Genomic DNA, 26768 nt, shown 5'->3' on the forward strand with positions numbered 1-26768 from the left:
GCGCCTTGGCGTAGCGTGCCCCCAGGGCACGCATCCAACCCAACAACCCATGTGGGAGCGAGCTTGCTCGCGATGACGGTGTCAGATCCAGCATCATCGTTGGCTGATGGTCCGCCATCGCGAGCAAGCTCGCTCCCACAGGGAAAGGGGCCCGCGCTCATCACGGTGGCCCGGTTCGATTCTTTGCGACATCATGGCGGCAATTTTCTTTGGGGCAATGCCCGTCGAGGCCGCTATGGATCGCAACCGAGACCGACGTAACAAGCTTTCCCTGGATGGCCTGAATTTTTTCCTCGCGGATGTACGCGATGGGCTGGGTCCTTACCTGGCGATCTACCTGCTGGCGGTGCATCGCTGGGACCCTGCCAGCATTGGCGTGGTGATGACGGTGGCCGCTATGGCCGGGCTCGTCGCCCAGGCGCCCGCCGGAGCGCTGATCGACCGGGTGCGCAGCAAACGTGCCGTGGTGGCCGTGGCTGCCTTGATGGTGACGCTGGGTTGCCTGGTGCTACCGTTCACGTCTTCCTTCGGCCTGGTGGCGCTGACCCAGGCGCTCGGCGCCGTGGCGGCGTCGGTCTTCGCGCCGGCCATTGCGGCCATCTCCCTGGGCATTACTGGCGCCAAGGCGTTTACGCGGCGCACTGGGCGCAACGAGACATTCAACCACGCGGGCAATGCCTGCGCAGCGCTGCTGGCGGGTGGGTTCGCCTGGCTGTTCGGTCCCATTGCGGTGTTCTACCTGATGGCCGCGATGGCATTGGCCAGCATCGTGGCGGTCAGTTGCGTGTCCGCCGAGGCCATCGACCATGACGTGGCCCGGGGCCTGGAGGCCGGTCAACCGGTGCAGGGGCCGACGCCCTCGGCGCTGCGCGTGTTGCTGGATAACCGCACGCTGCTGTTGTTCGCCATCTGCTGCGGGCTGTTTCACCTGGCGAACGCGGCGATGCTCCCGCTGGTCAGCCAGAAGCTCGCCCAGGCCAATGCCCACCTGGCCACGCCGCTGACGTCGGCCTGTATCGTCGCGGCGCAACTGGTCATGGTGCCCATGGCGTGGCTGGTCGGCGTCAAGGCCGATGCCTGGGGACGCAAGCCGTTGTTGCTGGCCGGCTTCCTGATCCTGCCCATTCGAGGGGTGTTGTACGTGCTCTCGGATGACCCCTATTGGTTGGTGGTGGTGCAGTTGCTCGATGGGATCGGTGCCGGGCTGTTTGGCGCGCTGTTTCCACTGGTGGTCAAAGACCTGACCCAGGGCACCGGGCGTTTCAACGTCAGCCTCGGGGTGCTGTCGACGGTGTTCGGGTTCGGCGCGGCGTTGAGTAACAGCCTGGCCGGCTTTGTGGTGCAAGGGGCTGGCTACAGCGCGGCGTTCCTGACCCTGGCGGCGATTGCCGCGTTGGCGTTCGGTCTGTTGCTGGCAATGCCCGAAACGTTCCGGCCAAGCCGCGTTCCACAGGCCGACACGCTTACGGTCGCTGACGGCGGGGTCGCCTGAGCCTGCGTATCACCTATGCGTGAGCGAGCTTGCTCGCGATGGCGACCGGCAATCAGAGCCTGGGTACCGGCCGTTCCACGACACTCCAATAGGACGAGGTGTCGATGAGGCTCAAAACGCGCCCTTGGTCCATGTCCTGGTTCAGCACGCCTCGTATCAAATCACCGGCCAACCAGCTCGCCGTATTAGCTGCCAATACTCGACCTTCGGCATTGAGCAACAGCGCTTCATTGCTGACTCTCATCAGGCTGCGCACGAGCAAGGGTTCCAACGAGTGCAGGGAGATGTCGGCGGCGGCAACGCCAATGAAGCGATCATCGAAAAAAATCGGCACGGAGAAGGCAACGATGTACTGCTCGGTGCCATACAAGTCGACAAAAGGCCCGTCTATGGAGGGCTGGCGAGTCTGCTGCGGACGGGTGTACCAAGGCATGTGCAGGTAATCGTAGAAACGATCGCTGCGGCTATCGAGATTCAGTTGCAAAGGCTGGACTTGTTCGTTCTGGGTCCGGCACCACCACTGCAGGTGCATCTCGCAATCTTCCAGCTCACCAGGGGCGAAAACCACGCCAGCGCCATGAAACTTGAGACTCTCGGAGTCAAGGATCTGCCGGACGCCAGCCAACAATGGCTTGAGGTCGCGTTGATTGGGGCGCCTGGTCTTGCACCGTTGCCGTTCCCAAATGCTCGATACCTGGGCGCCCAGGTCGTTGAGACCCTTGAAGACGTTACCAATGGAAGCGTTGATCAACGTTGCGCATTGGGATAACCCATTTGCTGACATTTCGTTATCCATGGCTCTAACTCATGCCTCGGAAGGGACAGTGCGGTGTTTGCTGGCGACACGGACAGGCTGTCGGGCGGTGTTTGGAGTCAGTTGTTGAGCAAGTTCTGTTCCAGTCATCAGGCATCTTGCGCCATCTGCTGCAAGCGTATGGCGGTCAAACGCCGGACGCCGCGAGCAACATGGGCTTCGGCCAGTGCCCCTGCCAGATTGGCATCGTTCGCAATGATGGCCTCCAGAATCGCCCTGTGTTCCCGCTCGATCACTTGGGGATCCGGTTGCTCATCAAATGGCAACCATAACAACTCCCCCAGTTCCGCCTGCAAGCGGGCCTCGCTGTGGGTCAGCCGTACCGACTGCGACGCCACGGCAATTTCGATGTGGAACCTGGCGTCGGCACGTCGGCGCTCCAGACGTTCTTGTGCCTTGGCCAGCGCATCGATGTAGCCACCCAGCCGCGCATGTTGCTCAGGGCCGGCGCGTTGGGCTGCCAAGCGGGCGGCGGCGCCTGAAATGGCTGCGTGCTCGTCGGCCAGGTCACGCAACTCAAGCGTGCTCATTTCACGCAATTGATCGAACAACGCCTGATCGGTGGTTTGTGGGGCGGCGCAGATAAAGCTGCCGCCGTTGCGTCCACGCCGGGTTTCGATGACCCCGCGCTCTCGCAAGGCAGCCAGCGCATCGCGCAGGGTGACCGTGGCGACGCCGAGTTGGGTGGCCAGGGTACTTTCGCTGGGGAGCTGTTCACCTTCGACCAGCAACCCCAGGTCAATCATTTCAACCAGGCGGCGGGTGACGGATTCCGTTTTCCCTTCCTGATTGAGGCGTATGAGACTTGATGTAGGGCTCATGGTCGTTTCATTCATTGGCGGCGTCGTCGACGCCTGGACTCAAAAAATTCTATTTCATAGTTCAAAGGCATTTTCAGGGGCCATTGGCGCGGAATTCTAGGGGTGGAAAGGCGTTTAAGTCAAAAAAACCTGGCTGAATTTGGTTTCCCTGGGGTTCTCATGGGCTAAAAGATATGGTTCCATATGTTTAAGCGAGCCGAGATCGCATTCATCCGAACCCAGGAGCACTTCAATCATGAGTCACTTGACCCGAGCAGAGTGGGAAGCCAGAGCCAAGGCGCTGGACATCGAGGGCCGTGCCTTTATCGACGGGCGATACAGGCCTGCCAGTTCAGGCGCTACCTTTGAATGCGTGAGTCCTGTGGACGGGCGATTGTTGGGCCTGGTTGCAAGTTGCGATGCCGCGGACGCCGAGCTGGCCGTGACCAGCGCCCGGGCGGCATTCGACTCCGGCGTTTGGTCGCGTCAGGCACCGGCAGTGCGCAAGGCGGTCATGCTGCGTTTTTCCGACCTCTTGCAGTCTCACGCCGAAGAGCTGGCACTGCTGGAAACGCTGGACATGGGCAAACCGATCGCCGACTCGCTGGCGGTCGACCTGCCCGGCGCCATCGATAGCATTCGCTGGTGCGGGGAGGCCATCGACAAGATCTACGATGAGGTGGCCGCGACGGCGGTAGATCAGCTCGGGCTGGTGACGCGGGAGCCGGTCGGGGTGGTCGCTGCCATCGTGCCGTGGAATTTCCCGTTGATGATGGCTTCGTGGAAATTGGGGCCGGCATTGGCGACCGGCAACTCGGTGATTCTCAAGCCTTCAGAGCGTTCGCCGCTGACGGCTATTCGTATCGCACAGATTGCCCTGGAAGCAGGGTTGCCGGTCGGTGTGCTCAATGTGCTGCCAGGCTATGGACACACGGTGGGCAAGGCCCTGGCCTTGCACGGTGACGTTGATGCGCTGGCGTTTACCGGTTCCACCCGAGTGGCCAAGCAACTTCTCGTGTATGCGGGCGAGTCGAACATGAAGCGGGTTTGGCTGGAGGCGGGGGGGAAGAGTCCGAACATTGTCTTCGCAGATGCCCCAGATCTACAGGCAGCCGCCGAAGCGGCAGCGGCCGCCATTGCTTTCAACCAGGGCGAGGTGTGCACCGCCGGTTCACGTTTGCTCGTCCAGGCTTCCATCAAGGCGCACTTCGTGCCGATGGTGGTCGAGGCTTTAAAAGGCTGGAAGCCAGGCCATCCGCTGGATCCCGACACCAATGTCGGTGCGCTGGTGGACGCGCGCCACCTGGAAGGGGTGTTGCAACACATTCGGCAAGGACAGGATCAAGGCGCCCAGTTGTTGCTGGGAGGGCGCGTGGCATTGGAGCAAACCGGCGGCAGCTACGTGGAGCCGACACTGTTCGACAATGTCAGCAACTCGATGACAATTGCCCGGGAAGAGATTTTCGGCCCGGTGCTGTCGGTGATCGAATTCGACGAAGCCGAGGATGCGGTGCGCATCGCCAACGACACGCCTTACGGGCTGGCTGCAGCCGTCTGGACGGCCAACCTGTCGCGCGCCCACACCATGGCCCGCGCACTTCGCGCCGGAAGTGTCTGGGTCAACCTGTATGACGGCGGCGACATGATGGCTCCGTTCGGTGGCTACAAGCAGTCCGGTAATGGCCGCGACAAATCCCTGCATGCCTTCGATAAATACACCGAGATCAAGGCCACCTGGATACAGCTCTGAGGCATTTCTGGTGAACCACGTTACGGGTGGAATGGTTCTGCCTGCTTGACGCTTACTCAACGAATTCCTTTTTGAAGGATGGCGCAATGAACAGCTCAATAAGCTCCACGGCAGCCGTGGACCAGGACGCGGAGCAACTCCGTGCCCTCGGGTACACCTCGAGTTTCGAACGTAGCATGAGCCTGTGGCAGAACTTTGCCCTCGGGTTCACCTACCTATCGCCGGTAGTCGGCGTCTACACATTGTTCGGCCTGTGCCTGGCAACGGGCGGGCCGCCCATGTTCTGGTCCTACCTGCTGGTGGGGTTCGGGCAAATGCTGGTGTGCCTGATTTTTTGCGAAGTGGTGTCCCAATATCCCATCTCCGGCGGTGTCTATCCGTGGGCCCGTCGCCTGGTGGGGAAAAAATGGGCCTGGATGGTCGGCTGGATCTACGCCATCTCCCTGTGCGTGACCATTGCTGCCGTAGCCCTGGGCGCCGGTCCCTACATTGCCAACCTGCTGGGTTTCGAGCCGTCGCCGGTCACCAATACCTTGGTCGCGCTGGTCCTGACCGCTACTGCGACGGTCTTGAACCTGAGCGGCACCAAGCTGCTGGCGCGGGTGGCTATGTTCGGCTTTCTGTGTGAGCTGGTCGGGGCGTTGTTGATCGGCGGCTATTTGCTGATTTTTGAGCGTCACCAGTCCTTGAGCGTGTTGTTCGACACGTTCGATATCTCCATCGATGGGGAGTACTGGCCGGCCTTCCTGGCCGCATCACTGGCCGGGATGTTCCTTTACTACGGTTTTGAAGCGTGCGGCGATGTGGCCGAGGAAACGCCCAATCCCAGCCGCCAAGTCCCCAAGGCCATGCGAATGACGATCTGGATCGGCGGTGCCGCGTCGATCTTTGCCGCCCTAGCCTTGATCCTGGCCGTGCCTGATATTGCCGCCGTTGTTTCCGGCCAGGACAAGGACCCCATGGCCACGATATTCGGCGCGGCGTTCGGTCCGGTCATGTCGCGGGTGGTCATGGCGGTGATCACGGTTTCGTTCGTTTCCTGTGTGCTGAGCTTGCAGGCATCCGCCAGCCGCTTGTTGTATGCCTACGCCCGAGACGAGATGCTCATGGGCAGTGGCGTGCTGAAGAAAATCTCCCCGGCCACCCATGTGCCGACCGCCGCCCTGATGGTCTGCGGGGTGCTGCCGGCGATCATCGTGTGTGTCGGTTTCTATCTTCAGAACGCCATCGCGCTGGTGGTGAGTTTTGCCGCCATCGGTATCTACCTGGCATTCCAGATGATCGTCGGGGGTGTGATGTACGCCCGTCTCCGGGGCTGGACACCCAATGGCCAGTTCACCTTGGGACGTTGGGGCTGGCCGGTGAACATCGCTGCGCTCTGCTATGGCTTGTTCGCCATCGTCAATATGTCCTGGCCGCGTATGCCAGACGCGCCGTGGTATGTGAACTACGGCATCGTGTTGGTTGGCGCCATCGTGATCTTCGTCGGCCTCGTCTACATGGTCCTGTTTCGCCCCTACGAGAAAGGTACCGCCCCGGCTTCCGATGCCTGGAAAAAAACCTAAGCGACATGACGGCCTGCCGCCGGGCGCGGCAGGCAAATCCTCTGATGAGAAAAGGGTGAACGCTATGACGTCTCGAATCCATTCGATGCTGTTTGGGTTGCTCCTGATTCTGGCCAGCCATGGGGTTCTGGCAGCCAGTCAAAACGATACCCTGGGTGTGATCCATGACTATATGAAAGCTTGGAACGCTCGCGATGCGGAGGCTGCGGCGAAGTACTTCACCGAGGACGGCGAGTTCCTCGACGCCTCGGTGGGGACACCGCAGGTCGGCCGGGAAAATGCCAAGACCCAGGTGATCGAAGTGTTCATGCACGCAGTGCCGGATCTGCAATGGACGATGCTGGGCGAGCCGATCGTCAACGGTGAAAGCATTGCCTTCGAATGGGAATTCAAGGGACACAATACCGGGCCTTGGAGCACCGAGACGCCGGCCACCCAGCGCCCCCTCAGCTTCAAGGGGGTGAGTTTCATCCGGCTCAAGGAGGGCAAGATTATCACGCAGCACGACTACTATGACGCCCTGGGTTTCAACAAGCAGCTCGGCTGGTAGATCAATGTTCCCGCCGCGAGAGCTGTAGCAACAAACCAGGCTCGGCTCTCCTGGCCGAGAGCGTCCAGCCGTGGGCCTGGGCGATTTCCTGGCAGATCGTCAAGCCCAGGCCGGCGCCATGGTCGCGGCGATGGGCTCCGCGCCAGAAGCGAATGAACAGGTGTGGCAGTTGCTCCCGCTCCACCCCGGGGCCCCAGTCTCGTACGCTCAGGTGATCCGCGCCGATGTCCACTCGAATCTCTGTGCCCCGAGGGGCGTGTTGGATGGCGTTTTCCAGCAGGTTCTTCAACAAGGTGAAGAGGGCGCTGCGATCCGCCTGCCATGGGTCAGCAGAGGCAGCGTTCTGCGCCAGCACCAGGCGTACCTCGGCGGCTTCGGCCATGCGCTGCAAATAGTTGCTGGCGTCCCTCGCGACATCGGCCAGTTCGACCTCGGCAAACAGGTAGTTCCGGGCCTCACTGGCTTCGGTCAGGAGCAGCAGTTGCTGGACTTGACGGGTCATGTGAGCGACATCGTTGAGCAGCGCGTTGCGATCGTGGCTGTCCTCCATCAATTCGATTTGCGCGCGTATCAGCGCCAGCGGTGTCTTGAGCTCGTGGGCCGCGGTTGCTAGAAACTCCTGTTGGGTCCGGTAGCCATGTTCCAGGCGCTGGAGGACCCGATTGAAACTGTCCACCAGCGGCACGACTTCGGACGGTACGCTGGTGACCTGCAAGCGTGAATGCAGGGAACGAGGCGAAATGGCCGCGGCCGACTCGGACACCTCGCGCAAGGGTCTGAGCGTATAGCCCAGGGTGATATAGGCACAGGCGGCAAAGACGAAGAGCAGCACCAGGCTGAACAGGACGATACCGGCGCCCATGAATGGCAACGCGAATGCACCATGGAAGAGGTCCATCAGCCGTTCGCTGACGGCAAGTTGCAGGAACCAGGTCTTGCCGTCGTGTTCGACCGGCGCGGTGGCGCCATACATCAGGATGCCCTGGCGCTCGAACTTGAACGGTTCGTGCTCTGAAGGACGCACCGCGGTGCTTGCAGGCCAGAAGGTTGCTTCGGTGGACGTCAGGACCACGTTTGCCGAGGCGTCCAGCACGCGGTATCCGATGTCTTGCGGCATGCTTTCATAGGTCCAGATTCGATCGGCCTCGCTGCGATCGAATCCGACCGGGCGGCCGGCAGGATCGAACTGGAGTTTCTCCGCCAGCTCCTGGGTGCGTTCGGCCATGTTCATGACCAGCAGGATGTCGCTCTGGGAGGTGACCAGGGCCAGCGCCGTCAATACGATCAGCAGGATGCTCAGCGCCACGCCAGCAATATAGGCCAGCAACACTTTGAATCTGAGGCTACTCAGCCACGTCGACCTGGCGCAGCGCATAACCAAGACCTCGCAAGTTGACAATGCGTTGGCGGGAACCGATGGCAAGCAGCTTGCGGCGGATACGGTGAAGGGCCACGTCCAGGGCGTTCGGCGTGACCGCCTCGCTCAAGCCCCAGCCTGCTGCCTCTATCGTCTGACGGCGGACGATCTCCCCAGGTTTGCGCAACAGCAGCAACATGATCTGCATTTCCGCTGGCGCCAGGGCAATGCTTTCATTGGCACACCACATGCTGCCGGTGTCGGGTTGCAGGCTCAGGTCGCCATGGCTGGGCGCCAGTGGGCGACAGTCCACGGGGCGGCGCAGCAACGCTCGCACGCGCGCGACCATTTCATCCATGGCAAAGGGCTTGGGCAGATAGTCATCCGCGCCGGCATCGAGCCCCTGTACCCGATCATGCAGGGCATCCCGCGCCGTGAGCACCAGGCACGGGATGCCTAGCCCGGCGCTGCGCAGACGCTTCAACAGGACGAGCCCGTCGCCGTCCGGCAACCCGCGATCGAGGATCAGCGCCTGGTAGGGCACACGCTGGATGGCCGACCACGCGCCATCCATGCGGTTGATCACATCGACGGCGATCCCCGCATTCGCCAGGCCCGTGCAGACCAGGTGCGCCAATCGTTCGTGGTCCTCGACCAGCAGAATTCGGCTCATCAGAAGCGGTACAGGTAGCCTAACAGCGCGCTGTTTTCGGTAGAGCTGTCTACCAGCGGGCTGTCCTTGATCTCACTGGCGAGGCTCGTCGCTTTGATATCGAGGAACAGGGCGTGGTGTTTATCGAACATGTAGTTTCCCCGGACGCCAAATTCGGTATTGAGGGCAGACTTGCCATCATAGGCCGCACGATCGATGCGGGCCTCACTGTCGCGCACGCCAAAATAATAATCGACGTATTTTTTGTCCTGCCACATCGCCGTGACTTGGGGTGTGAGCGTGATGTGTTCGCCGACCCGCCAGGTCCGCTCCAGGCCCACGTTGAAGCGCTGCCCCTTGCTGTTGCCCGACACCTCCGACAGGCACTCGGCGCGCACGTCCACCAGACCGGTGTGCCACTCCACTTTGGCCCCCGCCCAGAAGCTGCTTTTGCGGTCGCTCATGCCATCGAAGACCCGCGCGTCGTCAGCGTCGTAGCCACTGAAGTCGTACTGGCCCATGAGGCTGAAATCGATTTGCTGGGTGTCGCCGATCTCGAGTTGTGACAGCTTGACCTCGGCGTTTGGGCCGAACACCCATAGGTATTCGTTCTCGAAGTAGATCAGCGGTATCGCCTTGTTGTCACGATCGATGCCGGTATAGGGCTGCTGGCTGCTTAATGCGCCGACCCCCAGTCCCCAGGACGAAGACGGTTCGGCGTTATCAGACTCGGCCGCCTGTGCGGCCATTGCTGAAATGGCCACGGCGAGCAGGAACACACTCGGGATTGTCGAAACGGCTAAGCGCAAAGGCATTGAGTTCTCCAACAGGACAGGATGAATGCACGCCCATCGTCGAGAACTTTCTCTTACCGAATACTTACCGTTATTTGTCGAATGCTTGATCTTGATCAAGGCAAATACAAATTCCAGCCCCCCGGGCGGATATAAGTGCCAAGCAGTGCAATATCAGGCGTGATGGCCATTTGGTATTGCGTTAAGATCGTTCAGGATCAGCGTGTATAACAGCGGTTTTACAATAAGTTCACGCATCACTAATTCAGTATGATATGAGGCTTGAACGGAAATGCTCAGGAATGCACCGCTGCGTCTGAAACTTTTATTGATACTGCTACTTCCCTTATTGGGGTTTCTCACCTTGGCCGGGGTCTTTGTAGTGGATAACTACAAGACACTACGCGATATGAACACCACGGTGACTGCCAGCGCCACGGCGCAGAAGTTGAGTCAACTGATTACCGTATTGCAGCGCGAGCGCGGAGCCAGTGGGGTCTTCCTGGGCAGTGGCGGCAAGTCCATGGGTGAACGGATGTCCCAGGCGCGCCAGGATGCCAATACCTCGGTCGAGGTGGTGCGCCGGTTGTCTGCGTCGGGAAGCACGCAATTGGACAATGTCCTGCGGGCATTGGACGCGTTGCCCACCATTCGCGGGCAAGTTGATAAGTTGAGTATTAGCAGCACCGAGTCGGGTGTTCGTTATACCGAGATCATTCAAACGCTCATGGGTTACACCCACTCTCTGGAAGCAACGATCAACAACGCCACCATTGTCCATGCGCTCGGTGCCCTTAATCAGTTTATCGAGATGAAAGAGCGGGCCGGACGTGAACGGGTGGTACTCGGTCTGGTGTTCAGCCAGGACCATTTCGATGAGACGTTATTGTCACGCTTTAGCCGCAATCTCGGCGAGTTCTCCGCTTATTCCGACGGGTTCCGTCGCAAGGCCCAGCCAGGATTACTTCAACAACTGACTGATCAAATGCTGAAACCCGCTGCGGTTGCAGTCGACAAGTTGCAACGCCTGGCATTCGAGGTGCCATTGGGGCAGCCGCTGGGCATCAAGCCCGAGGCCTGGTTTGAACTCTCCACTCAACGCATCGACATGATGAGCCAGGTGGAACAAGCCCTGGGTGAAAGCGTCAGTCGCCTGGCGACACATGAGCGCGATGAAGCAAACCGTGCATTGTGGCTGACCATTGGCGCGGTCGTCGTGGCATTGCTTGCGGTGACGGTGCTGTCGTATGTGATCATCCGCATGATCGATTCGGCGGTGCGCGATGTGAACCGCGTCCTGAATGACTTGGCCCAGCGTGATCTCACTGCCAGGGCCACCTATGACGGCCGGGATGAGTTCGGCCAGATCTCGCGAAACCTCAACCGCATGGCGCAAGAGATCAGCGGGGTCGTGCAGGAAATCGGCAATGCCACGGCGCAAGTGGCAACCGCGGCGCAAGAGTCTTCCACGGTGACGGTCCAGACCAGTGAGAGTGTCGAGCAGCAGCGCCAAGGCACTGAGCTGGTGGCCACCGCGATCAATCAGATGAGCGCCACGGTGCGCGAGGTGGCGCAAAGTACCAACGACGCTGCGCACATGTCGCAACAGGTCAATATCAGTACGGCTCAAGGTCGGGTGGAGATCGAAAGTACCATCGGCTTGATTCGCCAATTGTCCGCGCAAGCCGAAGAGACCGCGGGGATCATTGGTGATCTCAAGCTGGAAAGCGACGCCATTTCCTCGGTGCTCGACGTGATTCGCGGCATTGCCGAACAGACCAATCTGCTTGCGCTCAATGCGGCCATCGAAGCGGCGCGAGCTGGTGACCATGGTCGCGGGTTTGCAGTGGTCGCGTCCGAGGTGCGCACCCTGGCGCAAAAGACCCAAGAGTCCACGGGCAACATTCAACAGATGATCAGCAACCTGCAGGCCGGCTCCGATCGTGCGGCCCTGTCCATGCAGCAGACCTTGGGCAAGGCCCAGGATGGCGCGAGCAAAGTCGAGCGAGCGGGCGAGTTGTTGGTGGAGATCGCCGAAGGCGTGGCGACGATCAGCGACCGCAACATTCAGATCGCCTCCGCTGCTGAAGAGCAGAGCGCGGTGTCCGAGGACATCAATCGCAATGTGAACGAGATCAATGATCTGGTAATCCAGGTGAGCGCCGGTGCCGAGCAGACGGCAATCACCAGCCAGGAACTCGCGCGCCTGGCCGAGTACCAGCAACAGTTGGTCAGTCGTTTCAAGGTGGCTTAGGTTGCCGCGGTATTTGTGACGGTGTGGTAGAACAGTGTCGTCGTGATGATGCTTCAGCCAACGTAGCCCGGGCCTTTAACGAAAAGGCCCGGATTTGTTCCATACGTTTCGGGATCAGAACTTTTTCGGTACGGGCAGGGGCCGGTCAATACAGCCATGGTCAGGTGCGCGTCGCGCAGGCAAGGGCACCAGCGAAACCAATTCCTCTTCGACGATTTGATTGCTCATGGCCAATTCCAGCTCGGGGCAGTCAATGCTGAGCCAGTCACCGTGTTGGAGCGGCACATTCGCGGTGCGATGGCTCAAGCTGTGAAACACGTAATGAACCAGCCCAGGCTCGAGAAACTGCTCATGTTTCTCCAGGAACTCTTCCGAGTATCGGCGCAAACTCTGCCAGCGATGCAAACTCATCCGGTGGTGACTTGCCGTCAAGGGTTGGCCGTCGCGTTCTATCTGGACATTGATGGCCAAGTCAGCCTGCAATTCCCCCACGATCAATGCCGGGGCAATCGCACAGGTACGCAAGTGCGCATGCGTTGAAGAAATGGTGTCACGACTGTGCAATACATGATCGTGAATATCGTTGCCCAGGGTAAAACCAATGAAGCGCAGCGCGCCAAACGGGTCGACCCAATAGAGGCAGACAATGCACGGCTCGCTACTGATGCTTTGTGAATGATAAGGCACCTGCAAAGGGTCGCCGTCGGTCTTGAGCAGTCGGCCGTTACCTTTGTAATACCAGGCTTGTTCTGTCTTGGCGGTACAGAGGGTGATTTCGCTGATCTGGACCAATAAGTTGTTATCGGGCTTGAGCGGCGGTCGGTATTTCACCGCCGCAGGCGTAAGCGGGTAGGGTGTGGACGGCAGGTCCTTGAGATAGGACTCCCAATCCATATTCCGATCCGCGCAATGGGCCAGGGCTTCATAAAGATTTCCCTGGGGTGGGCGCACCTCCCGGCTTTGCCCGGACTTGAAGTCAAATACGCCAAGACCTCCTCGCGGCACTGGAGAGTCCAGCAACATTACATAATGGGTCATCACTTATCCTCCAGGGTCAAGCGTGCGGACTGAGGGACGTAGTCCTTGAGTCCGTTGAAAGCCGGGTTTGTCTCTTTGAGCCGTAAGGACAGCAAGCCCCCCGTGATACTTCCGGCCAGTGCCAGGAACAGAATCGCGGTAAGCCCCCACGTCATGGCGATGTAGCCAGCGACGACAGGCGCGACGCCGCCTCCAAGAATCTCTCCGCAGCCCACCACCAGGCCCGTCGCGGTGGCCAATAGACTGGGCGGCACTGATTCGCTGGTCAGTGGACCGACCGTCATGCAGATCAGGCTGAAGTTGATGAAGGACAAGAAAAATAATTGAAGGAACAGTAGCCAGGGCAGCGGTGGGCTGATGATCAATAAACCCACCAGCAGCGCGCTGATCATGAAGCAGATGGAAACCACTGGCTTGCGACCCAGTTGGTCGGACAAGCCGGGAATGACCAGTTGGCCAAAAAAACCACCCAGGCCAATTGCAGAAATGATCATGGCCATGGAGAAATTGCTCAGGTGCAGGATGTCTGTCAGGTAGCTGGGGAGCAGGGCGCACAGAACGAACTGGCACGTCAGAATGCAAAGCATCAAGGCAATATTGAGCCGTACATTCCCGCTGGACAGGGCCGTCCTCCACTGACTTTTGGAGGTGTGTGCAATCGACACCGCGCTGGGCGCCTGAGTCGGTTGGTAGGTTCTATAGAGGTACCAGGCCACTAACAGGCCGGGTAACGAAATGATGGCGAATACGGCGCGCCAGGATCCGAACATTTCCAGCAAGACACCCGCCAGCAGCGGTCCGAGGCACAGGCCAATGATGGGGAACAAGGCCTGTTGAATGCCTAGATTGAGTCCGCGCCGGCAAGGCTGCGAAACTTCGTCGGTGACGATGATACTGACTGGAGTGAAGGCACCTTCACAGACGCCCATCAAGGCGCGCAAGAGCACCAGGCCCACCAGGCTGGTGATCAATGCAGACGCGCCGGCCAGAAGCGATAGCAGGGTGATCGACAGCACCAGCAACTTCTTGGGGCCCAGTACCCTGATGGCGGCGCCCATGAACAGGGCGGAGCCTCCCCATGCAAATGCCAGGATGGCCGACAACATGCTCAAGTCCTGATAGTCCAGGGCCAAGTCACGCATGATCACCGGGAACAGCGGCATGATAATGAACCTGTCCAGTCCTACCAGCCCGAAGCTCAGCGACAGAAGCGTGATCATGCGTCTTTCATAGCCGCCCCAAGGTCGAGCGACCAGATACTTCATCTCCATGTTCCTTCCCCTTCTTTCCCTAGTGCTTTCGAAGCCCTCTCGAACGAGGTGAACGCCTGCGATCCATACTCCGGCAGCCAGGGACAGGTGTGCCCCTGGCTGGGTGCCGGTGTTTTATCGGGTCTGTCAGGCGACCCACTTGCCCACGGCCATTTCAGCGGTGAAGCCGGGGCCGAAGGCCGCCAGCATGCCCGTCGCGCCATCGACAAGCCCGCTGTCGAACTGGCGCTTGAGCACATCGAAGACCACCACGCTGGCGATGTTCCCGGCTTCGCTCAAACTGTCGCGAGACTGCGCGACCCGACCGGGTTCCAAGTCCAGTTGCAGGACCAGTTCATCAAGAATTTTCCGTCCGCCGGTATGGAAGATGAAAAAGTCATTTTGAGCGCAATGTTGATTGAAGGTCTCGTAGTTCAATTCCTCCATCATCGGTGCGACATCTTTAATGGAGTTCATGACAGCCTTGTCCAAGGTGAAATGAAAGCCGCTGTCTTTAACGTCGTATTTAATGTAGTGCTCGCTATCAGGCAGGAAGTAAGACCCGGTATTGGCGATCTTGAAACCAGGCGCCTGGTCATCGGCGCGCATGACGCAGGCCGATACGGCATCGCCGAATAACGCGGCTGATATGAACGCGTGCAACTTGGTGTCCTGGGGTTGATAGCAGAGCGATGAGAACTCCAGGGAGACGATGAGGACATGGTTGTCCGGCGCCCGGCTGGCGAAGTCATTGGCTCGATTGATCGCCGCGGCGCCTGCCACGCAGCCCAGTTGAGCGATGGGCAGTTGTACGGTCGACGTTCGCAGGCCCAGGTCATTGATCAAGTGGGCTGTCAGCGAGGGCATCATGAAACCGGTGCACGATGTCACCGCGACCATGCGAATGTCATCGATGGTCAGCCCGGCATTCTCGATGGCTTGGCGCGCCGCGATGGACGACATGCGGCGGGCTTCGCGCTCATAAACGATACTGCGGTGGGTGAAGCCGGTGTGCACCGCCAGTTCATCGATAGGCAGGACCAAGTGCCGTTCGTTCACCTGCGTGTTTTGAATCATTCGTTTGGCAAGTGCCATTCGTGGATGATCATCATGCAACTGCTCTAGATGCTCGATCATTTGTTGCTGGGTGATCTTGTATTGCGGAAACAACAGACTGGGTTTACAAAGAGTAGACATGACAAGTCCTCGGCGAGAAGCCAATAAAGTTAGAAGCACATTTAAGGCAATGACTGCAAAGCAGGACTCTGAAAGACAGAATCAAAGCAGCGGGCTGGAGAGCCAAAAAACTTGACTGTTGTTATCGAAAGAGCGGGGTGTAGCGGGCGCCTGGTTTGTTATTTCACCAGTACAAACTTATAGGCATATTGCCAGGCCAAGTTGCTTTCCCGGACATGTTTGCGAATAACCATGCGCACAGGCGCACCGCTGACGACTTGCCGGGGATCGGTGACATCAACGATTTCCGAGGCAATCACCAGGCCATCGTCCAGGCGCACCATCGCCATGAAGCGGGGCACGGTTTCGCCATAGCCCATGGCCGCCAGTATCGGATTCTCGGCATGGGCGCTGACTTGGATCGTGCCGGTGCGTGAGCAGCGATACGGTTCCACATTCAACGAATTGCACGCGCCGCAGACGGTGCGCCGAGGGAAGAAAATTTCTTCGCAATCCTGGCAGCGGCTGCCTTCGAGACGGTATTTGCCGCCATGCTCGCGCCATTCGCGCAACATGCTGGCGGTGGTCATGCGGTGAATCTGTTCAGGGTAAAGGGACATGGTCGGCTCCTTAATCGTTGGAAAGCACAATGACGCTGTTGTGCGCGGCGTACCCGCCCAGGTTTTGCGAGACGCCAATACGGGCGCCTTTGACTTGGTTGTTGGACTCGCCGCGAAGCTGTCGGAACAATTCAGTAATGTGCAAAATCCCATCGCAACCGGAGGCGTGGCCGCGTCCGATGTTGCCGCCGTCAGTGTTCAGGGGAAGTTGCCCATCAAGGGCTATGCCGCCTTCCAATACAAAGTCGCCTGCCTGGCCTGGACCACATGCGCCCATGGATTCCATTTGAATCAACCCGGCGCCCAGCAAGTCGTAGACTTGCGCCACATCGATATCCTTTGCAGTGATGCCGGCTTTTTTGTAGGCGATTTCGGCGCAGGCCATCGAGTTGGCGGAAACCGCCATGCCTACATCTTTTGGCAGCCCTGGAAATTGCAACGTCGGGTTGTGATAGCGCGTGCCGAAATAGTGCGATACGCCGGTGTAGGCACAGCCACGGATAAATACCGGCTGGGTCGTGTAACGGTGCGCAAGGTGTTCGGCAACCAGGATGGCGCAACCGCTGGCTTCACCCCAGGCCAACATCGAGCCACATGCTTCGCTACTCTTGAGTGCTTCGAGGGACGGAATCGGCACGCCATAGCGGGTAGCCGTGGGGGTGTTATGGGCATAGATACGCATCTGCCGCCCAAACGTTGCCAATACATCCGCCTCGCGTCCTGCATAACCGAACTTTTCAAAATATTCGGCGGTCGCCAGGGCGAAGGCGTCTGTGTGTGAGATGCCGAGAAAATAATCGTATTCACATTCAGTGCTGGAGCCAATGTACTCGGCGTAGTTGATGTGATCGGTCATTTTTTCAAAGCCGCCGCACAGGACAATGTCGTATTCACCTGAGGCGACCATTTGGTGAGCCATCTGGAACGACACCGAACTGCTGGTGCAGTTGGCAGTACTCATGAACGTGGGGGCAGGGCTGATACCCAGGGCATCGGAAATGGTCGGGCCCAGGCCTCCGTATTCAGAAATGCCTTCACCGTGGTAGCCATAGGCAACTGCCTGGAGTTCGCGGGGGTGCATCTTGATGGCGTTGAGCGCCTGGTAGGCGGACTCGACGATCATCTCCTTGAAAGTCTGACGAACTCTGGAACTGCCGGGCTTAGGGGTATAGGCAGCCGAAACGATAGCAACGCGTCGTGCGCTCATAAAAAAGTGCTCCTTGCTGGATGGATTGGAATCAGAGATAGGCCGTCAGGGCATAGTCGGGCCGCAAGTATTTGAACTCGTACTTGATCGACGTCCCGTAATCCACGTAGTACTTATCCTCCAGCAGCGTGCGCAGCGGAACGTTGGTCTTTTGATAGGCTTCGATGGCATCGGTGACGGTCAAGGCAATGGCATCGCTGCCTGCACCAAACCCATAGGAAACCACCAGGATTCTTTCGCCGGGACGCGCTTGATCGAGGACGTTGACCAAGCCCAGCAAAGGGCTCGCTGCCCCAGCATCGCCGACGCTCTGGGCATAGATGCCAGGTTCTATTTGCGCCGTCGTGAATCCCAGGTGCTTGCCGAGAGAGTAGGGGGTCGACACCAGGTTCTGTTGAAAGACGACATAATCGAAATCACCGGCCTGCGCATGGATCTTGGCCATCAATCCCGAGGCAGCACGGCGAGTCTGGTCTTCAAGGCCGATGCTGTTCTTGTCCGAACCCAGTCCCATTCCCGACCGGATATAGCGGTCCCCTTGAGGCCTGATGTTGTCAGCGACATCCGCCGCGCAAGAAAAACTTGCGTCAAAATGCGCGATCACATTTTCTGTACCCAACAGCAGGGCAGCGGCGCCCGCTCCGGCGTAGGACTCTGTCAGATCACCGGGGGCGGTGTTGCGGTTGATCGTATCGGCGCCCACCGCCAACGCGTTGCCCACCATGCCCGATGCTACCAGGGCGTATGCAATCTGAAGGGCGCTGGTGCCTGATTTGCCGGCAAACTGCACGTCAGCACAAAAGGCGTCATAGCCGCAGCCAAGCATTTCCAGGATGATCGCGGCCGAGGCCCGGGAGTCATATGGATTGGTGCAGGTGCCAAGATAAAGCGCTTCAAGGGAACAAGGCGGCGCTTTGTCCAGTGCGCGTTGGGCGGCAAGGACGCCCAAGGTAATGACGTCTTCATCAGGCTGCAGTACAGCCCTTTCGAGAACGCCCAGTTGACCCTTTACCAAGCTCAAATCGGTGTTTTTCCACACCTGGATCACGTCGTCCACCTTGAGCCGGCAGACCGGGATGCCCGCGCCATAGCTCACAATTCCTACTTTATTCATGTGTACTTCCTCCAGATTCCGTTCTTTCACCTGCTGGCAGAAAGCCGTGACAGGTGCATGAAATATTTAGAAACTATCTATTGGTGCTCGCAAAGTGATAAATGGCGGTCCCATGCCCATAAATCGGCAGGTTCAAGCGTCAGAACCTACCGGTCAACCTATGAACAATAGGTTTGTTTTCGCACAATCATTATGTATGATACGAAACGTACCGTATTGTTAAGGTAGCGTTAAAAATTTATGACTTTCCTTCTCATATCTCCCTATTTAGAGGTAATAAGCGCTCAAGAGACCCCCTGCTAAGCAGAAGCTGAGATCAAATAAACATACAAAACGAAACGATCCGTTTCATTGCTTTTCGAGAGAATCCTATACCCTGAGTCTCTTTTGTCAAGCGCCATATTGGAGATTTTGATTTATGGCCCGTAAACCATCTCGGAGCTCCATTGGCTCATTGAGGAGCCCTCACACGCACAAAGCGATCATCATTTCTGCCATAGAAACCCTTAAGGAGTGCGGTTACTCGGGGTTGAGCATCGAGGCGGTGGCCCGCCGCGCTGGCGCGAGCAAACCGACAATCTACCGGTGGTGGGGTAACAAGGCAGCCTTGATCGCCGAGGTCTACGAGAGTGAAAGCGAGCAGATTCGCAAAGAGCCTGATAAAGGCTCTTTCAAGGAGAATCTCAATTTCTTGCTGCTCAATCTCTGGAAGGTCTGGCGAGAAACGATTTGCGGGGAGGCTTTTCGATGCGTCATTGCTGAGGCCCAGCTCGATCCCAGCACGTTGCCCAAGCTGAAAGACGAATTCATGGAGCGGCGCCGGGAGTTGCCTCGCAAGCTGGTGGAAAAAGCTATTCAGCAGGGCGAGTTGCCCAAGGATACGTCGCGTGAATTGCTCTTGGATATGATCTTTGGGTTTTGCTGGTACCGGCTGTTGACCGAGCAGTTGGAGGTGGAGGCAGATATCAATGAGTTCACGACACTGCTGATGAACGGGGTATTGCGTCCGACTTCGGCGGCGGTTCAAGACGCCGCCGAAGCCTGATTTATCGGGGAGGGGATGCGCTTATTTCGTGCCGCTGAATTGTGCATGAAGGCTCGGCAGGATGCTGGCCAGATGGTTGAACTCACACAAGTCATGCACCGCAAATTCATAAGCCAGGGTTTCCAGCTCAACCTCTCCCAGACCGTTTTCTTCCAGTAGCTGAGCGGCTCGCTCGGCGCCTGGAAAACGCTGCATGGCGGGGTGGCTGCCGACCCAGTAACGGCTCGTCAGGTACAAACCCTCCGGACATTCCTTGAACAAGTGCGCCATCAGCGACACCGGCACTTGCGGTTCATGGGCCAGGCTCATCAGGGCGCTGACGCTGCCGTCTATTTTGGATTCGCGGTACAGGTCCGGACAGAAGCCCAGCTCGCAGGGGGCCCTGAAATCAATGTGCAGGTGCATGAGGCGGTCACCGACGTACTCGGAGGCGCAAAAGGTATTGCCATACAAGCGCTCCTCGAAGCTCAGGGTATCGTCCAGGAGGCGCTCGTGATGAACACAGGGGTTTTCCACATGGGCATAAGGAAACCACAGGGTGTAGCGTTCAGCCTCCAATGGATGCCACATGAACCACCACTTGAGCATCTCAGCGGTGCAGTCGGGGAAAAACTTGCGGCTTTGCACGTAGGCCATCGGCCCTGGCAGCAGCGCGTATCCGGCCTCTTCGCTAATGAAATCAGCGGCGAGCATGCGGTTAAGGTCTTCAACGCTGGGCGTCAAGGCGTCAGCCAAGGGCATGGGGCCTTGCTGTATCTTTTCGACGGCACTGAGCGGCACGCTGATCTTCGAGCGGAAAAAGTCGGCGTAGGGTTTGCCTTGGATGGCCCGCTGATTGGCTAGGAACTGCTTCTGCATTGGCAATGAGAAGTAGGTGAAAGGTGTCATTACGCGCGCTTCCATGACGGTATTTCCTTGGTAGTGCGTGAAAAGCCCGCAGCATCGGCTGCAAAGTCCTCACGTGGTGTTGTAAAGGGACAATGACGGGACCAAAATAGGTAGGCTGAAATAAAAAGTCAAATTTGAATTAGAACTATAAAGAGATGAGCTCATGGACAATGCCATTGGCAAGCCTTCCCTGCCTCGTGCTTCGCGACTCGATGGGCAGGCAACGCGGCTGCAGATTCTGGAAAAGGCGGGTGAGTTGTTTGCCGAACAAGGGTTGGCCAACACCACCAGCAAGCAGATTTGCGAACGTTCGCAAGCCAACAGCGCGGCGGTGAATTATCACTTCGTAAACAAAGAGGGCCTGTACCGCGCGGTATTGCTCGAAGCCCACGCTCGGTTGATGCGGATGGAAACTCTGGTTTCGCTTAACGAGCGGCCAGGGTCGCCGCAAGACAAATTACGAGCCCTCATCACCGTGTTGGTCGAGCGCCTGCACGACCATCCGGATGGCTGGGCGCTGAAAGTGCTCACGCGCGAAGTGCTTTCGCCTTCTCCCGAGTTCGAGGTGGTGCTCAAGGAACAATCGTTTCCCAAGGCGCACATTCTGCGTGGCTTGCTTGGACAAATCATGAACTTGCCAGCGGATCATCCGACAACGTTGCGCAGCGCCATCAGCGTCTTCGCCCCCTGTCTTTTTTTGCTTATAGCCCATCAGCCGTTGAAGCAGCATGTGCTGCAAGGCTTGAGTCTCGAGCCGCAGGGTTTGATCGACCACATGATGAGTTATGCCCTTGGTGGGCTCCAGGCAGTGGCGGCGACTGCGCACGACGCCGCAAGCTGACGCGGGGTCCATGGTTATCGGGGTCTACCGTTGGCGCAAGTCCAATGAGTAGGCACCGCCGCCGCGCGCGACGATGTAGAGGGCCAGAAAACCCATCAGCACAGGAAACTCGATGCCCCGATCTATCCAGGGCCATGTCGGCCCCAGCGCGTAGCTGATTGCAACCATCTCAATGGCGATCAGCAGGGCGACGAGTCGCGTGCCGAGCCCCATCGCCAGCATGAGCGCACCGACCGTCTCCAGGAGCATAACCAGGAAGGCAAGCTGTGCAGCGAAAGGCAGCCCCATCACGTTCTGGATGAGGTTGATCGACGCGCTCATTGGATCAGCCATCGATCCATGGGCGGTGCGCAGAACCTTCGGCAAGCCGTGGGTAAACAGGATCACGGCGAAGACGATCCGCAGCAAGGCGTACAGGTGAGGTTCGAAGCGGGCGACTCGTGCAGTCACCGTGGCCACCGCGCAGCGCAGCAATGATAGGTCTTGAGTTGTCATGGGGAATCCTTGGCAGGGTTGCTTGCACTGATGTATGACGTCGATAACGACCCCGACACGGTGTGGGGTCGATACGTCTTTTGAATATCCTCAGGCTCTATTGTCCTTTGGCAGGCAGCCCCATCTTCGTCAGCGTCAGCGTTTCATCGGCGCGCCCCCATCCGCCGTCTGCAACCTCTTCGACCAGCACCATGGTGAACGGACGAACTCCCTCGCCGAAGTACTCGACGAACATCTCTGTGGTGCGATGGATGATCTCTTCTTTGCGGGCGTGGTCCAGGATTCCTTCGGGAAATTTATAGTTGGCGAATGGCATCGGTTTGCTCCGTGGGTGTGAAACAGATTGGGTCGGGCGAACAGCCCGTGGCGCGCATTTTTCTTGTTTGGGCCCTGGAGATAAACCCTGCCGAGTTGCCATCTGAATTCAATAACCGAGAACAATCGGCGCCGTGGAACGCTCTCACGTGCCAACCTCCGGATGCATGCGGTGTCATTTGATTTTCGCCGCATTTTCATCCGAGAGGGGGCGCCCCAGGCTTACGACGCCGTTAACCACGTGCCCGAGGTCATGCGCATCCGACTACTGTCCCTGCGTGCTTTTTCCGAGGAGGGGATGATGCTTGATGCCGATGTGGTGGACGGACAGGCAATAGAGCCTGTGATCAGCCGGATGTTTGCCAATCCCGAGGTCAGTTACATCCACGTTCACAACGCTAAGCAGGGGTGTTACTCAGGGCGGATAGATCGCGTGTAGGCAAGGGGAGGACTTGGCTTGAAAGCATTCGGGCCTGCAAGCCTGGAGCATCGCTCCACGGCCCGATGCGCGGAAGCGATACTGAGTTGGCTGTTGTCAGTGCGAGTGACGCGGCTCGCCGCTGCGGGCGATCACGCGCAGATGCAACGTCGCCGGCTCCAGGCAGCCCCCTGTGGAAAGCTGTCCCACCAGTTGCCGGTACAGTTCCTGCCAGGGTGTCTGTGACGGCGCAATGTTCGGCGTCCATTCGCGGCGGCGCTGGGCCATCTCTTCGTCGTCGATCAGCAGGTTCACGGTGCGGGTATTGAGGTCCACTTTGAGCCGGTCATTGGTTTTCAGCAACGCCAGGCCGCCGCCCACAGCTGCTTCCGGGGACATGTTGAGGATCGATGGGCTCGCCGAGGTGCCGCTCTGGCGTCCGTCACCGAGGCAGGGCAGGGAGTCGATGCCTTGTTTGATCAGCGCCGCCGGAGGGGCCATGTTCACCACTTCGGCACTGCCGGGATAGCCCACGGTGCCAACGCCACGGATCACCAGGATGCAGCGCTCGTCGATGTCTAGCGCCGGGTCATCGATCCGCGCGTGGTAGTCCTCCGGTCCTTCGAATACGATGGCCCGGGCTTCAAAGCTATTCTCGGCACCGGGTTCGGACAGGTAGGTCTTGCGAAACGCCTCGCCCACCACCGACATCTTCATGATCGCGCTGTCGAAGAAGTTGCCGCTGAGCACGATGAAGCCGGCCCGGTGCTTGAGCGGAGTGTCGAAGGGATGGATCACGTCAGTGTTGCTGGTCAGGCTGTTGCTGACGATTTCGCCGATGGTCTTGCCGCTGACCGTGGCGCAGTCTTCATGCAGGCGCCCGGCTTTTTGCAGTTCATGCATGACCGCTGGCACGCCTCCGGCCCGATGGAAACCTTCGCCCAGGTACTTGCCCGCCGGCATGCAATTGACCAGCAGCGGCACGTCCTCGCCAATCCGTTGCCAGTCCTCCAGGCTCAGCTCGACGCCCATGTGCCGGGCGATGGCGATCAGATGCGGCGGGCAGTTGCTCGAAGCGCCGAGTGCCGAGGCGACGGCGATGGCGTTCTCGAAGGCCTGGCGTGTCATGATCTGTGACGGACGTATGTCTTGCAGCACCAGTTCGCAAATGCGCTTGCCGGTGGCATAAGCCATTTGCCCGCGCTCGCGATAAGGCGCCGGAATGCTCGCGCAACCGGGCAGCGACATGCCCAGGGCTTCGGCCAGGGCGTTCATCGACAAGGCGGTGCCCATGGTGTTGCAGTGACCCACCGACGGCGACGCCGCGGTGGTCATTTCCATGAAGCCTTCGTAGTCGATCTCGCCGGCGGCCATCAGGTTGCGTGCATGCCAGAGCACGGTGCCGGAGCCGATCAGTTCGCCCTTGTGGTGGCCGTCGAGCATCGGCCCGCCGGACAGGACAATGGCCGGCAGGTCGGTGGTCGCCGCGGCCATCAGGCAGGCCGGGGTGGTCTTGTCGCAGCCGGTGGTGAGCACCACGCCGTCCAATGGGTAACCGTGAAGAATCTCCACCAGCCCCAGGTACGCCAGGTTGCGGTCCAGCGCGGCGGTGGGGCGGCGCGACTGTTCGGCGATCGGGTGTACCGGGAATTCCATGGGAATGCCGCCGGCATCACGGATGCCGGCCTTGACCCGTTGTGCCAGTTCCAGGTGATGACGGTTGCAGGGCGTCAGGTCGCTGCCGGTCTGGGCGATGCCGATGATCGGGCGTCCCGACTGCAGCTCTTCGCGGGTCATCCCGTAGTTCATGTAGCGTTCGACATACAGGGCGGTCATGTCCGCGTGGGCAGGGTCATTGAACCATTGCTCGCTGCGCAGGCGGCGTTTTGACGTGTCACTCATGATTCATTTCTCTCTTGTAATTGGATGAATCGGTCACGGTCGTGGCGTTTTAGCGGTCCAGCAGTCCTCGGGCGGCGAGGTTACGCAGCAAGGCGCTGACACCAAAGGTCCAGGGGGCGGCATCGCAGCTGTGGGTCACCTGGTTATGCAGGCTTCCGAGCAACGGGCTGCTGATGCTGACCACATCACCGCGTTTGTGGGTGAAACCGCTGCCGGCATGGTCACGGTCTTCGGTGGGGGCGAACAGGGTACCGAGAAATAGCACAAAACCATCCGGGTATTGGTGATTGGCGTTGAGCGTCTGGCCTGCCAGGTCCTGCGGGTCGCGGCTGATCTGGCTCATGGAGCTGGAGCCGTGCAGGCGGTAGCCATCCTCGCCTTGTACCTGAAGATCGACCACGCAATCCCTTACATCATCCAGGCTGAAGTGTTCGTCAAACAGGCGAATGAACGGCCCGATGGCGCAGGAGGCGTTGTTGTCCTTGGCCTTGCTCAGCAACAGCGCACTGCGGCCTTCGATGTCCCGCAGGTTGACGTCGTTGCCCAGGCTGGCGCCGTGGATCTGGCCACGGCTGTTCACCGCCAGCACCACTTCCGGTTCCGGGTTGTTCCATTGCGATATCGGATGAATGCCGATGCGGCTGCCGCTGCCCACGGCGGCCAGGACCGGTGCCTTGGTGAAGATCTCCGCATCCGGGCCGATGCCGACCTCCAGATACTGCGACCACATGCCCTGTTCGATGAGCAGGGCCTTCAGGCGCATGGCTTGCTCGGAGCCCGGCACGATCGTGCGCAGGTTGTCGCCGATCACGCTGTGCACCGTGGCGCGTACGGCTTCGGCCTTCGCGGCATCGCCGCCGGCCTGTTCCTCGATCACACGCTCGATCATGCTGGCGGCGAAGGTCACGCCGGCGGCCTTGATCACTTGCAGGTCCAGTGGCGGCAACAGCGACGGCTTGCTCGGGTCGGCATCAGGGCCGGTGTTGGCCAGCAGGGCTTCGACACTGGCGATGAAGGTGCCGGGCGTCTGTCGCACGGCGGCCAGCGGCGATTCGGTTTCCAGCAGATCACTCAATGTCGCAAAACGATCCGAGAGATCGAACACACCGTCGCTGCGCAACGCAATGGGCGAAGGCCCGGCGATCCGGCCTGGCACCCAGGCACGACCAATCAGGGTTCCGGCCACGCCATCGACGGGCAGGGTGTTCTCGGGAGTAAGCAGTAGCGACATGGCGAGTCTTCCTGTTCGTAAAGCCTTCACGCTAGGGTGGCCGCTCGATAAACTCCAATGAGATATATTCAGTATTTGATAACGTCGGGTTATCGCCGACCTGAGGAATAGCCATGTCAGATCTGTCCTTCTCCAGCTTCTGCGGCTGGCTCAAGTTCCGCCACTTGCTGCTGATCGACACGTTGGGGCGCACCCGCAACATGCACCTGGCGGCGCAGCAGATGAACCTCAGCCAGCCGGCCATCAGCAAGATGCTCAAGGAAATCGAAAGCCTGCTCGGCTTTGCCCTGTTCGAACGGCTGCCACGGAGCATGCCGCCCACGGCCTTGGGCGAACACGTACTGCGGTACGCGCAGATTGCCTTGAATGATGCGCGCTCGTTCGTCGAACAGATCAGCAGCTTGCGCGAGGGCGGCCACGGCTTTCTCAAGGTCGGCGGGATCTTTGCCGCCACTGCGGTGGCTTTGCCCGAGGCGATCCTGCAGATCAAGCAGCGCTGGCCGTTGCTGTCGATTGAAGTGGTGGAGCAGACCAGTAACCGCCTGATGGAGATGCTTGAAGAGAAGACGCTCGACCTGGCGGTGGCCCGTTTTACCGATCAAAGCCAGCAGCAGCGCTATGACTTCCAGCCGTTGGCCCCGGAACCGTTCTGCATCGTGGTCAACTATCGCCAGCCGTTGGCTGGCGCGGGTCCGGTCTCCTTGCAGCAGTTGGTGGACTTGCCGTGGATTCTCTATCCGGTCGGCACACCGATTCGCGCACGCATGGAGTTGGCCTTTGCCGAGGCTGGGGTAGGAATGCCGCGCAATACCATCGACACCATTTCCATGCAGACCTTCCTCCAGGTGCTGCAACGCGGGCCCATGATCGGCATGCTGCCCAATGCGATGGTCGATCCGCTGCTCGAAAGCGGTCAGCTCAAGACCCTCGATACCCCACTGCACCTGGCGCCGCAGGATTACGGCATCCTCACGCGCAAGGATGAGCCGTTGGTGGGCGCGGCGCTGGAGTTCGCCGAGATCCTCAAGGACAACGCGCGCCTGGCCGCCATGCAGCCTGCTTAAGGGCAGTATGAATCTGTGGGAGCAAGGCTTGCCCGCGATGCAGGCGCCTCGTTTCCGCTCAGACCACGTCGTCTTCATCGCGGGCAAGCCTTGCTCCCACAGATGACTCGTCACAGGTTCCATGGGTCTGAAGATT

At 59.2% G+C, this 26768-nt stretch carries 25 protein-coding genes; 9 read left to right on the top strand and 16 right to left on the bottom strand.

Going from position 1 to position 26768, the window contains the following annotated elements; all coding sequences use genetic code 11:
• Nucleotides 1-235: 235 nt before the first annotated feature.
• Nucleotides 236-1492: an MFS transporter gene (locus tag KGA89_RS12280; protein ID WP_223471679.1), complete on the top strand. Its 1257-nt coding sequence runs from the start codon at nucleotides 236-238 to the stop codon at nucleotides 1490-1492.
• Between the two features lie 52 nt (nucleotides 1493-1544).
• Here KGA89_RS12280 and KGA89_RS12285 read toward each other — a convergent pair whose 3' ends face one another.
• Nucleotides 1545-2288, bottom strand: a complete 744-nt coding sequence (locus KGA89_RS12285) for a cache domain-containing protein (protein WP_013693025.1) — start codon at nucleotides 2286-2288, stop codon at nucleotides 1545-1547.
• 107 nt (nucleotides 2289-2395) lie between these two features.
• Complete coding sequence (locus KGA89_RS12290; protein WP_186705837.1) at nucleotides 2396-3127, bottom strand: FadR/GntR family transcriptional regulator; 732 nt, start codon at nucleotides 3125-3127, stop codon at nucleotides 2396-2398.
• A 235-nt stretch (nucleotides 3128-3362) separates the two neighbouring features.
• Between KGA89_RS12290 and KGA89_RS12295 the strand changes: the two genes are divergently transcribed.
• The 3 genes from KGA89_RS12295 (at nucleotide 3363) to KGA89_RS12305 (ending at nucleotide 6971) form a co-directional block, all read left to right on the top strand.
• Entirely contained in the window at nucleotides 3363-4856 is a 1494-nt protein-coding gene (locus KGA89_RS12295) for an aldehyde dehydrogenase (RefSeq protein WP_053187504.1), read from the top strand.
• An 86-nt stretch (nucleotides 4857-4942) separates the two neighbouring features.
• On the top strand, nucleotides 4943-6421 hold the full coding sequence (locus tag KGA89_RS12300; protein ID WP_038859754.1) for an APC family permease: 1479 nt from the start codon (nucleotides 4943-4945) through the stop codon (nucleotides 6419-6421).
• 64 nt (nucleotides 6422-6485) lie between these two features.
• The gene (locus KGA89_RS12305; protein WP_032833219.1) at nucleotides 6486-6971 is read left to right on the top strand and encodes an ester cyclase; all 486 of its coding nucleotides are present in this window, start codon (nucleotides 6486-6488) and stop codon (nucleotides 6969-6971) included.
• A gap of 1 nt (nucleotide 6972) precedes the next feature.
• Here the strand turns inward: KGA89_RS12305 and KGA89_RS12310 are convergent, their stop codons facing one another.
• Genes KGA89_RS12310 through KGA89_RS12320 form a run of 3 tightly spaced genes read right to left on the bottom strand, consistent with a single transcriptional unit; the run spans nucleotide 6973 to nucleotide 9894 of the window.
• A complete protein-coding gene (locus tag KGA89_RS12310) occupies nucleotides 6973-8301 on the bottom strand; it encodes a sensor histidine kinase (protein ID WP_317846354.1) in 1329 nt (442 codons plus the stop codon).
• A gap of 13 nt (nucleotides 8302-8314) precedes the next feature.
• Complete coding sequence (locus KGA89_RS12315; RefSeq protein ID WP_003200730.1) at nucleotides 8315-9001, bottom strand: response regulator transcription factor; 687 nt, start codon at nucleotides 8999-9001, stop codon at nucleotides 8315-8317.
• Complete coding sequence (locus KGA89_RS12320) at nucleotides 9001-9894, bottom strand: MipA/OmpV family protein (protein ID WP_223471681.1); 894 nt, start codon at nucleotides 9892-9894, stop codon at nucleotides 9001-9003. The genes KGA89_RS12315 and KGA89_RS12320 overlap by 1 nt, the downstream gene beginning before the upstream one ends.
• 172 nt (nucleotides 9895-10066) lie before the next feature.
• Between KGA89_RS12320 and KGA89_RS12325 the strand changes: the two genes are divergently transcribed.
• Complete coding sequence (locus KGA89_RS12325; protein ID WP_003200736.1) at nucleotides 10067-12028, top strand: methyl-accepting chemotaxis protein; 1962 nt, start codon at nucleotides 10067-10069, stop codon at nucleotides 12026-12028.
• 114 nt (nucleotides 12029-12142) lie between these two features.
• On the opposite strand, the gene KGA89_RS12330 is transcribed toward KGA89_RS12325, so the two are convergent.
• The 6 genes from KGA89_RS12330 to KGA89_RS12355 all read right to left on the bottom strand — a co-directional run bounded on the left by KGA89_RS12330 (nucleotide 12143) and on the right by KGA89_RS12355 (nucleotide 18433).
• Nucleotides 12143-13066, bottom strand: a complete 924-nt coding sequence (locus KGA89_RS12330; RefSeq protein WP_028236540.1) for a fumarylacetoacetate hydrolase — start codon at nucleotides 13064-13066, stop codon at nucleotides 12143-12145.
• Nucleotides 13066-14331 (bottom strand): MFS transporter, encoded by a 1266-nt coding sequence (locus tag KGA89_RS12335; protein ID WP_223471682.1) that lies wholly within the window; start codon nucleotides 14329-14331, stop codon nucleotides 13066-13068. The genes KGA89_RS12330 and KGA89_RS12335 overlap by 1 nt, the downstream gene beginning before the upstream one ends.
• 132 nt (nucleotides 14332-14463) lie before the next feature.
• Nucleotides 14464-15513, bottom strand: coding sequence for a type III polyketide synthase (locus KGA89_RS12340; RefSeq protein WP_003200744.1), 1050 nt, complete (start codon nucleotides 15511-15513; stop codon nucleotides 14464-14466).
• 158 nt (nucleotides 15514-15671) lie between these two features.
• On the bottom strand, nucleotides 15672-16112 hold the full coding sequence (locus KGA89_RS12345; protein ID WP_003200745.1) for a Zn-ribbon domain-containing OB-fold protein: 441 nt from the start codon (nucleotides 16110-16112) through the stop codon (nucleotides 15672-15674).
• Between the two features lie 10 nt (nucleotides 16113-16122).
• The gene (locus tag KGA89_RS12350; RefSeq protein ID WP_003200749.1) at nucleotides 16123-17319 is read right to left on the bottom strand and encodes a thiolase family protein; all 1197 of its coding nucleotides are present in this window, start codon (nucleotides 17317-17319) and stop codon (nucleotides 16123-16125) included.
• A gap of 31 nt (nucleotides 17320-17350) precedes the next feature.
• Nucleotides 17351-18433 (bottom strand): hydroxymethylglutaryl-CoA synthase, encoded by a 1083-nt coding sequence (locus KGA89_RS12355; protein ID WP_003200752.1) that lies wholly within the window; start codon nucleotides 18431-18433, stop codon nucleotides 17351-17353.
• Between the two features lie 418 nt (nucleotides 18434-18851).
• Here KGA89_RS12355 and KGA89_RS12360 point away from each other — a divergent pair, with 418 nt between their 5' ends.
• Entirely contained in the window at nucleotides 18852-19478 is a 627-nt protein-coding gene (locus KGA89_RS12360) for a TetR/AcrR family transcriptional regulator (protein ID WP_003200754.1), read from the top strand.
• A gap of 21 nt (nucleotides 19479-19499) precedes the next feature.
• Here KGA89_RS12360 and phlG read toward each other — a convergent pair whose 3' ends face one another.
• On the bottom strand, nucleotides 19500-20381 hold the full coding sequence (gene phlG, locus KGA89_RS12365; protein ID WP_223471683.1) for a 2,4-diacetylphloroglucinol hydrolase: 882 nt from the start codon (nucleotides 20379-20381) through the stop codon (nucleotides 19500-19502).
• Between the two features lie 148 nt (nucleotides 20382-20529).
• Here phlG and KGA89_RS12370 point away from each other — a divergent pair, with 148 nt between their 5' ends.
• The gene (locus KGA89_RS12370; RefSeq protein ID WP_003200758.1) at nucleotides 20530-21207 is read left to right on the top strand and encodes a TetR/AcrR family transcriptional regulator; all 678 of its coding nucleotides are present in this window, start codon (nucleotides 20530-20532) and stop codon (nucleotides 21205-21207) included.
• Nucleotides 21208-21231: 24 nt separating this feature from the next.
• Here the strand turns inward: KGA89_RS12370 and KGA89_RS12375 are convergent, their stop codons facing one another.
• On the bottom strand, nucleotides 21232-21702 hold the full coding sequence (locus KGA89_RS12375) for a DoxX family protein (protein ID WP_223471684.1): 471 nt from the start codon (nucleotides 21700-21702) through the stop codon (nucleotides 21232-21234).
• 97 nt (nucleotides 21703-21799) lie between these two features.
• Entirely contained in the window at nucleotides 21800-22018 is a 219-nt protein-coding gene (locus tag KGA89_RS12380) for a tautomerase family protein (RefSeq protein ID WP_223471685.1), read from the bottom strand.
• Between the two features lie 162 nt (nucleotides 22019-22180).
• Here KGA89_RS12380 and KGA89_RS12385 point away from each other — a divergent pair, with 162 nt between their 5' ends.
• A complete protein-coding gene (locus KGA89_RS12385; protein WP_223471686.1) occupies nucleotides 22181-22456 on the top strand; it encodes a DUF1203 domain-containing protein in 276 nt (91 codons plus the stop codon).
• Between the two features lie 96 nt (nucleotides 22457-22552).
• On the opposite strand, the gene KGA89_RS12390 is transcribed toward KGA89_RS12385, so the two are convergent.
• Complete coding sequence (locus KGA89_RS12390; protein ID WP_223471687.1) at nucleotides 22553-24337, bottom strand: IlvD/Edd family dehydratase; 1785 nt, start codon at nucleotides 24335-24337, stop codon at nucleotides 22553-22555.
• Nucleotides 24338-24386: 49 nt separating this feature from the next.
• On the bottom strand, nucleotides 24387-25568 hold the full coding sequence (locus KGA89_RS12395) for a fumarylacetoacetate hydrolase family protein (RefSeq protein ID WP_003200768.1): 1182 nt from the start codon (nucleotides 25566-25568) through the stop codon (nucleotides 24387-24389).
• A 113-nt stretch (nucleotides 25569-25681) separates the two neighbouring features.
• Here KGA89_RS12395 and KGA89_RS12400 point away from each other — a divergent pair, with 113 nt between their 5' ends.
• Nucleotides 25682-26632 (top strand): LysR family transcriptional regulator, encoded by a 951-nt coding sequence (locus KGA89_RS12400; RefSeq protein ID WP_223471688.1) that lies wholly within the window; start codon nucleotides 25682-25684, stop codon nucleotides 26630-26632.
• Nucleotides 26633-26768: the final 136 nt, after the last annotated feature.

Origin of the sequence: Pseudomonas sp. A-RE-22 (assembly GCF_019956035.1) — a bacterium.
Taxonomy (GTDB): domain Bacteria; phylum Pseudomonadota; class Gammaproteobacteria; order Pseudomonadales; family Pseudomonadaceae; genus Aquipseudomonas; species Aquipseudomonas brassicacearum.

Excerpts from the sequence above, each read along its gene's own strand:
- KGA89_RS12385 (WP_223471686.1), top strand. The coding sequence starts at position 22,181 with ATGCATGCGGTGTCATTTGATTTTCGCCGCATTTTCATCCGAGAGGGG.
- KGA89_RS12285 (WP_013693025.1), bottom strand. The coding sequence starts at position 2,288 with ATGGATAACGAAATGTCAGCAAATGGGTTATCCCAATGCGCAACGTTG.
- KGA89_RS12395 (WP_003200768.1), bottom strand. The coding sequence starts at position 25,568 with ATGTCGCTACTGCTTACTCCCGAGAACACCCTGCCCGTCGATGGCGTG.
- KGA89_RS12325 (WP_003200736.1), top strand. The coding sequence starts at position 10,067 with ATGCTCAGGAATGCACCGCTGCGTCTGAAACTTTTATTGATACTGCTA.
- KGA89_RS12335 (WP_223471682.1), bottom strand. The coding sequence starts at position 14,331 with ATGAAGTATCTGGTCGCTCGACCTTGGGGCGGCTATGAAAGACGCATG.
- KGA89_RS12300 (WP_038859754.1), top strand. The coding sequence starts at position 4,943 with ATGAACAGCTCAATAAGCTCCACGGCAGCCGTGGACCAGGACGCGGAG.
- KGA89_RS12350 (WP_003200749.1), bottom strand. The coding sequence starts at position 17,319 with ATGAGCGCACGACGCGTTGCTATCGTTTCGGCTGCCTATACCCCTAAG.
- KGA89_RS12290 (WP_186705837.1), bottom strand. The coding sequence starts at position 3,127 with ATGAGCCCTACATCAAGTCTCATACGCCTCAATCAGGAAGGGAAAACG.
- KGA89_RS12355 (WP_003200752.1), bottom strand. The coding sequence starts at position 18,433 with ATGAATAAAGTAGGAATTGTGAGCTATGGCGCGGGCATCCCGGTCTGC.
- KGA89_RS12390 (WP_223471687.1), bottom strand. The coding sequence starts at position 24,337 with ATGAGTGACACGTCAAAACGCCGCCTGCGCAGCGAGCAATGGTTCAAT.
- KGA89_RS12315 (WP_003200730.1), bottom strand. The coding sequence starts at position 9,001 with ATGAGCCGAATTCTGCTGGTCGAGGACCACGAACGATTGGCGCACCTG.
- KGA89_RS12375 (WP_223471684.1), bottom strand. The coding sequence starts at position 21,702 with ATGACAACTCAAGACCTATCATTGCTGCGCTGCGCGGTGGCCACGGTG.
- KGA89_RS12295 (WP_053187504.1), top strand. The coding sequence starts at position 3,363 with ATGAGTCACTTGACCCGAGCAGAGTGGGAAGCCAGAGCCAAGGCGCTG.
- KGA89_RS12360 (WP_003200754.1), top strand. The coding sequence starts at position 18,852 with ATGGCCCGTAAACCATCTCGGAGCTCCATTGGCTCATTGAGGAGCCCT.
- KGA89_RS12380 (WP_223471685.1), bottom strand. The coding sequence starts at position 22,018 with ATGCCATTCGCCAACTATAAATTTCCCGAAGGAATCCTGGACCACGCC.
- phlG (WP_223471683.1), bottom strand. The coding sequence starts at position 20,381 with ATGGAAGCGCGCGTAATGACACCTTTCACCTACTTCTCATTGCCAATG.
- KGA89_RS12330 (WP_028236540.1), bottom strand. The coding sequence starts at position 13,066 with ATGACCCATTATGTAATGTTGCTGGACTCTCCAGTGCCGCGAGGAGGT.
- KGA89_RS12345 (WP_003200745.1), bottom strand. The coding sequence starts at position 16,112 with ATGTCCCTTTACCCTGAACAGATTCACCGCATGACCACCGCCAGCATG.
- KGA89_RS12280 (WP_223471679.1), top strand. The coding sequence starts at position 236 with ATGGATCGCAACCGAGACCGACGTAACAAGCTTTCCCTGGATGGCCTG.
- KGA89_RS12370 (WP_003200758.1), top strand. The coding sequence starts at position 20,530 with ATGGACAATGCCATTGGCAAGCCTTCCCTGCCTCGTGCTTCGCGACTC.
- KGA89_RS12305 (WP_032833219.1), top strand. The coding sequence starts at position 6,486 with ATGACGTCTCGAATCCATTCGATGCTGTTTGGGTTGCTCCTGATTCTG.
- KGA89_RS12400 (WP_223471688.1), top strand. The coding sequence starts at position 25,682 with ATGTCAGATCTGTCCTTCTCCAGCTTCTGCGGCTGGCTCAAGTTCCGC.
- KGA89_RS12340 (WP_003200744.1), bottom strand. The coding sequence starts at position 15,513 with ATGTCTACTCTTTGTAAACCCAGTCTGTTGTTTCCGCAATACAAGATC.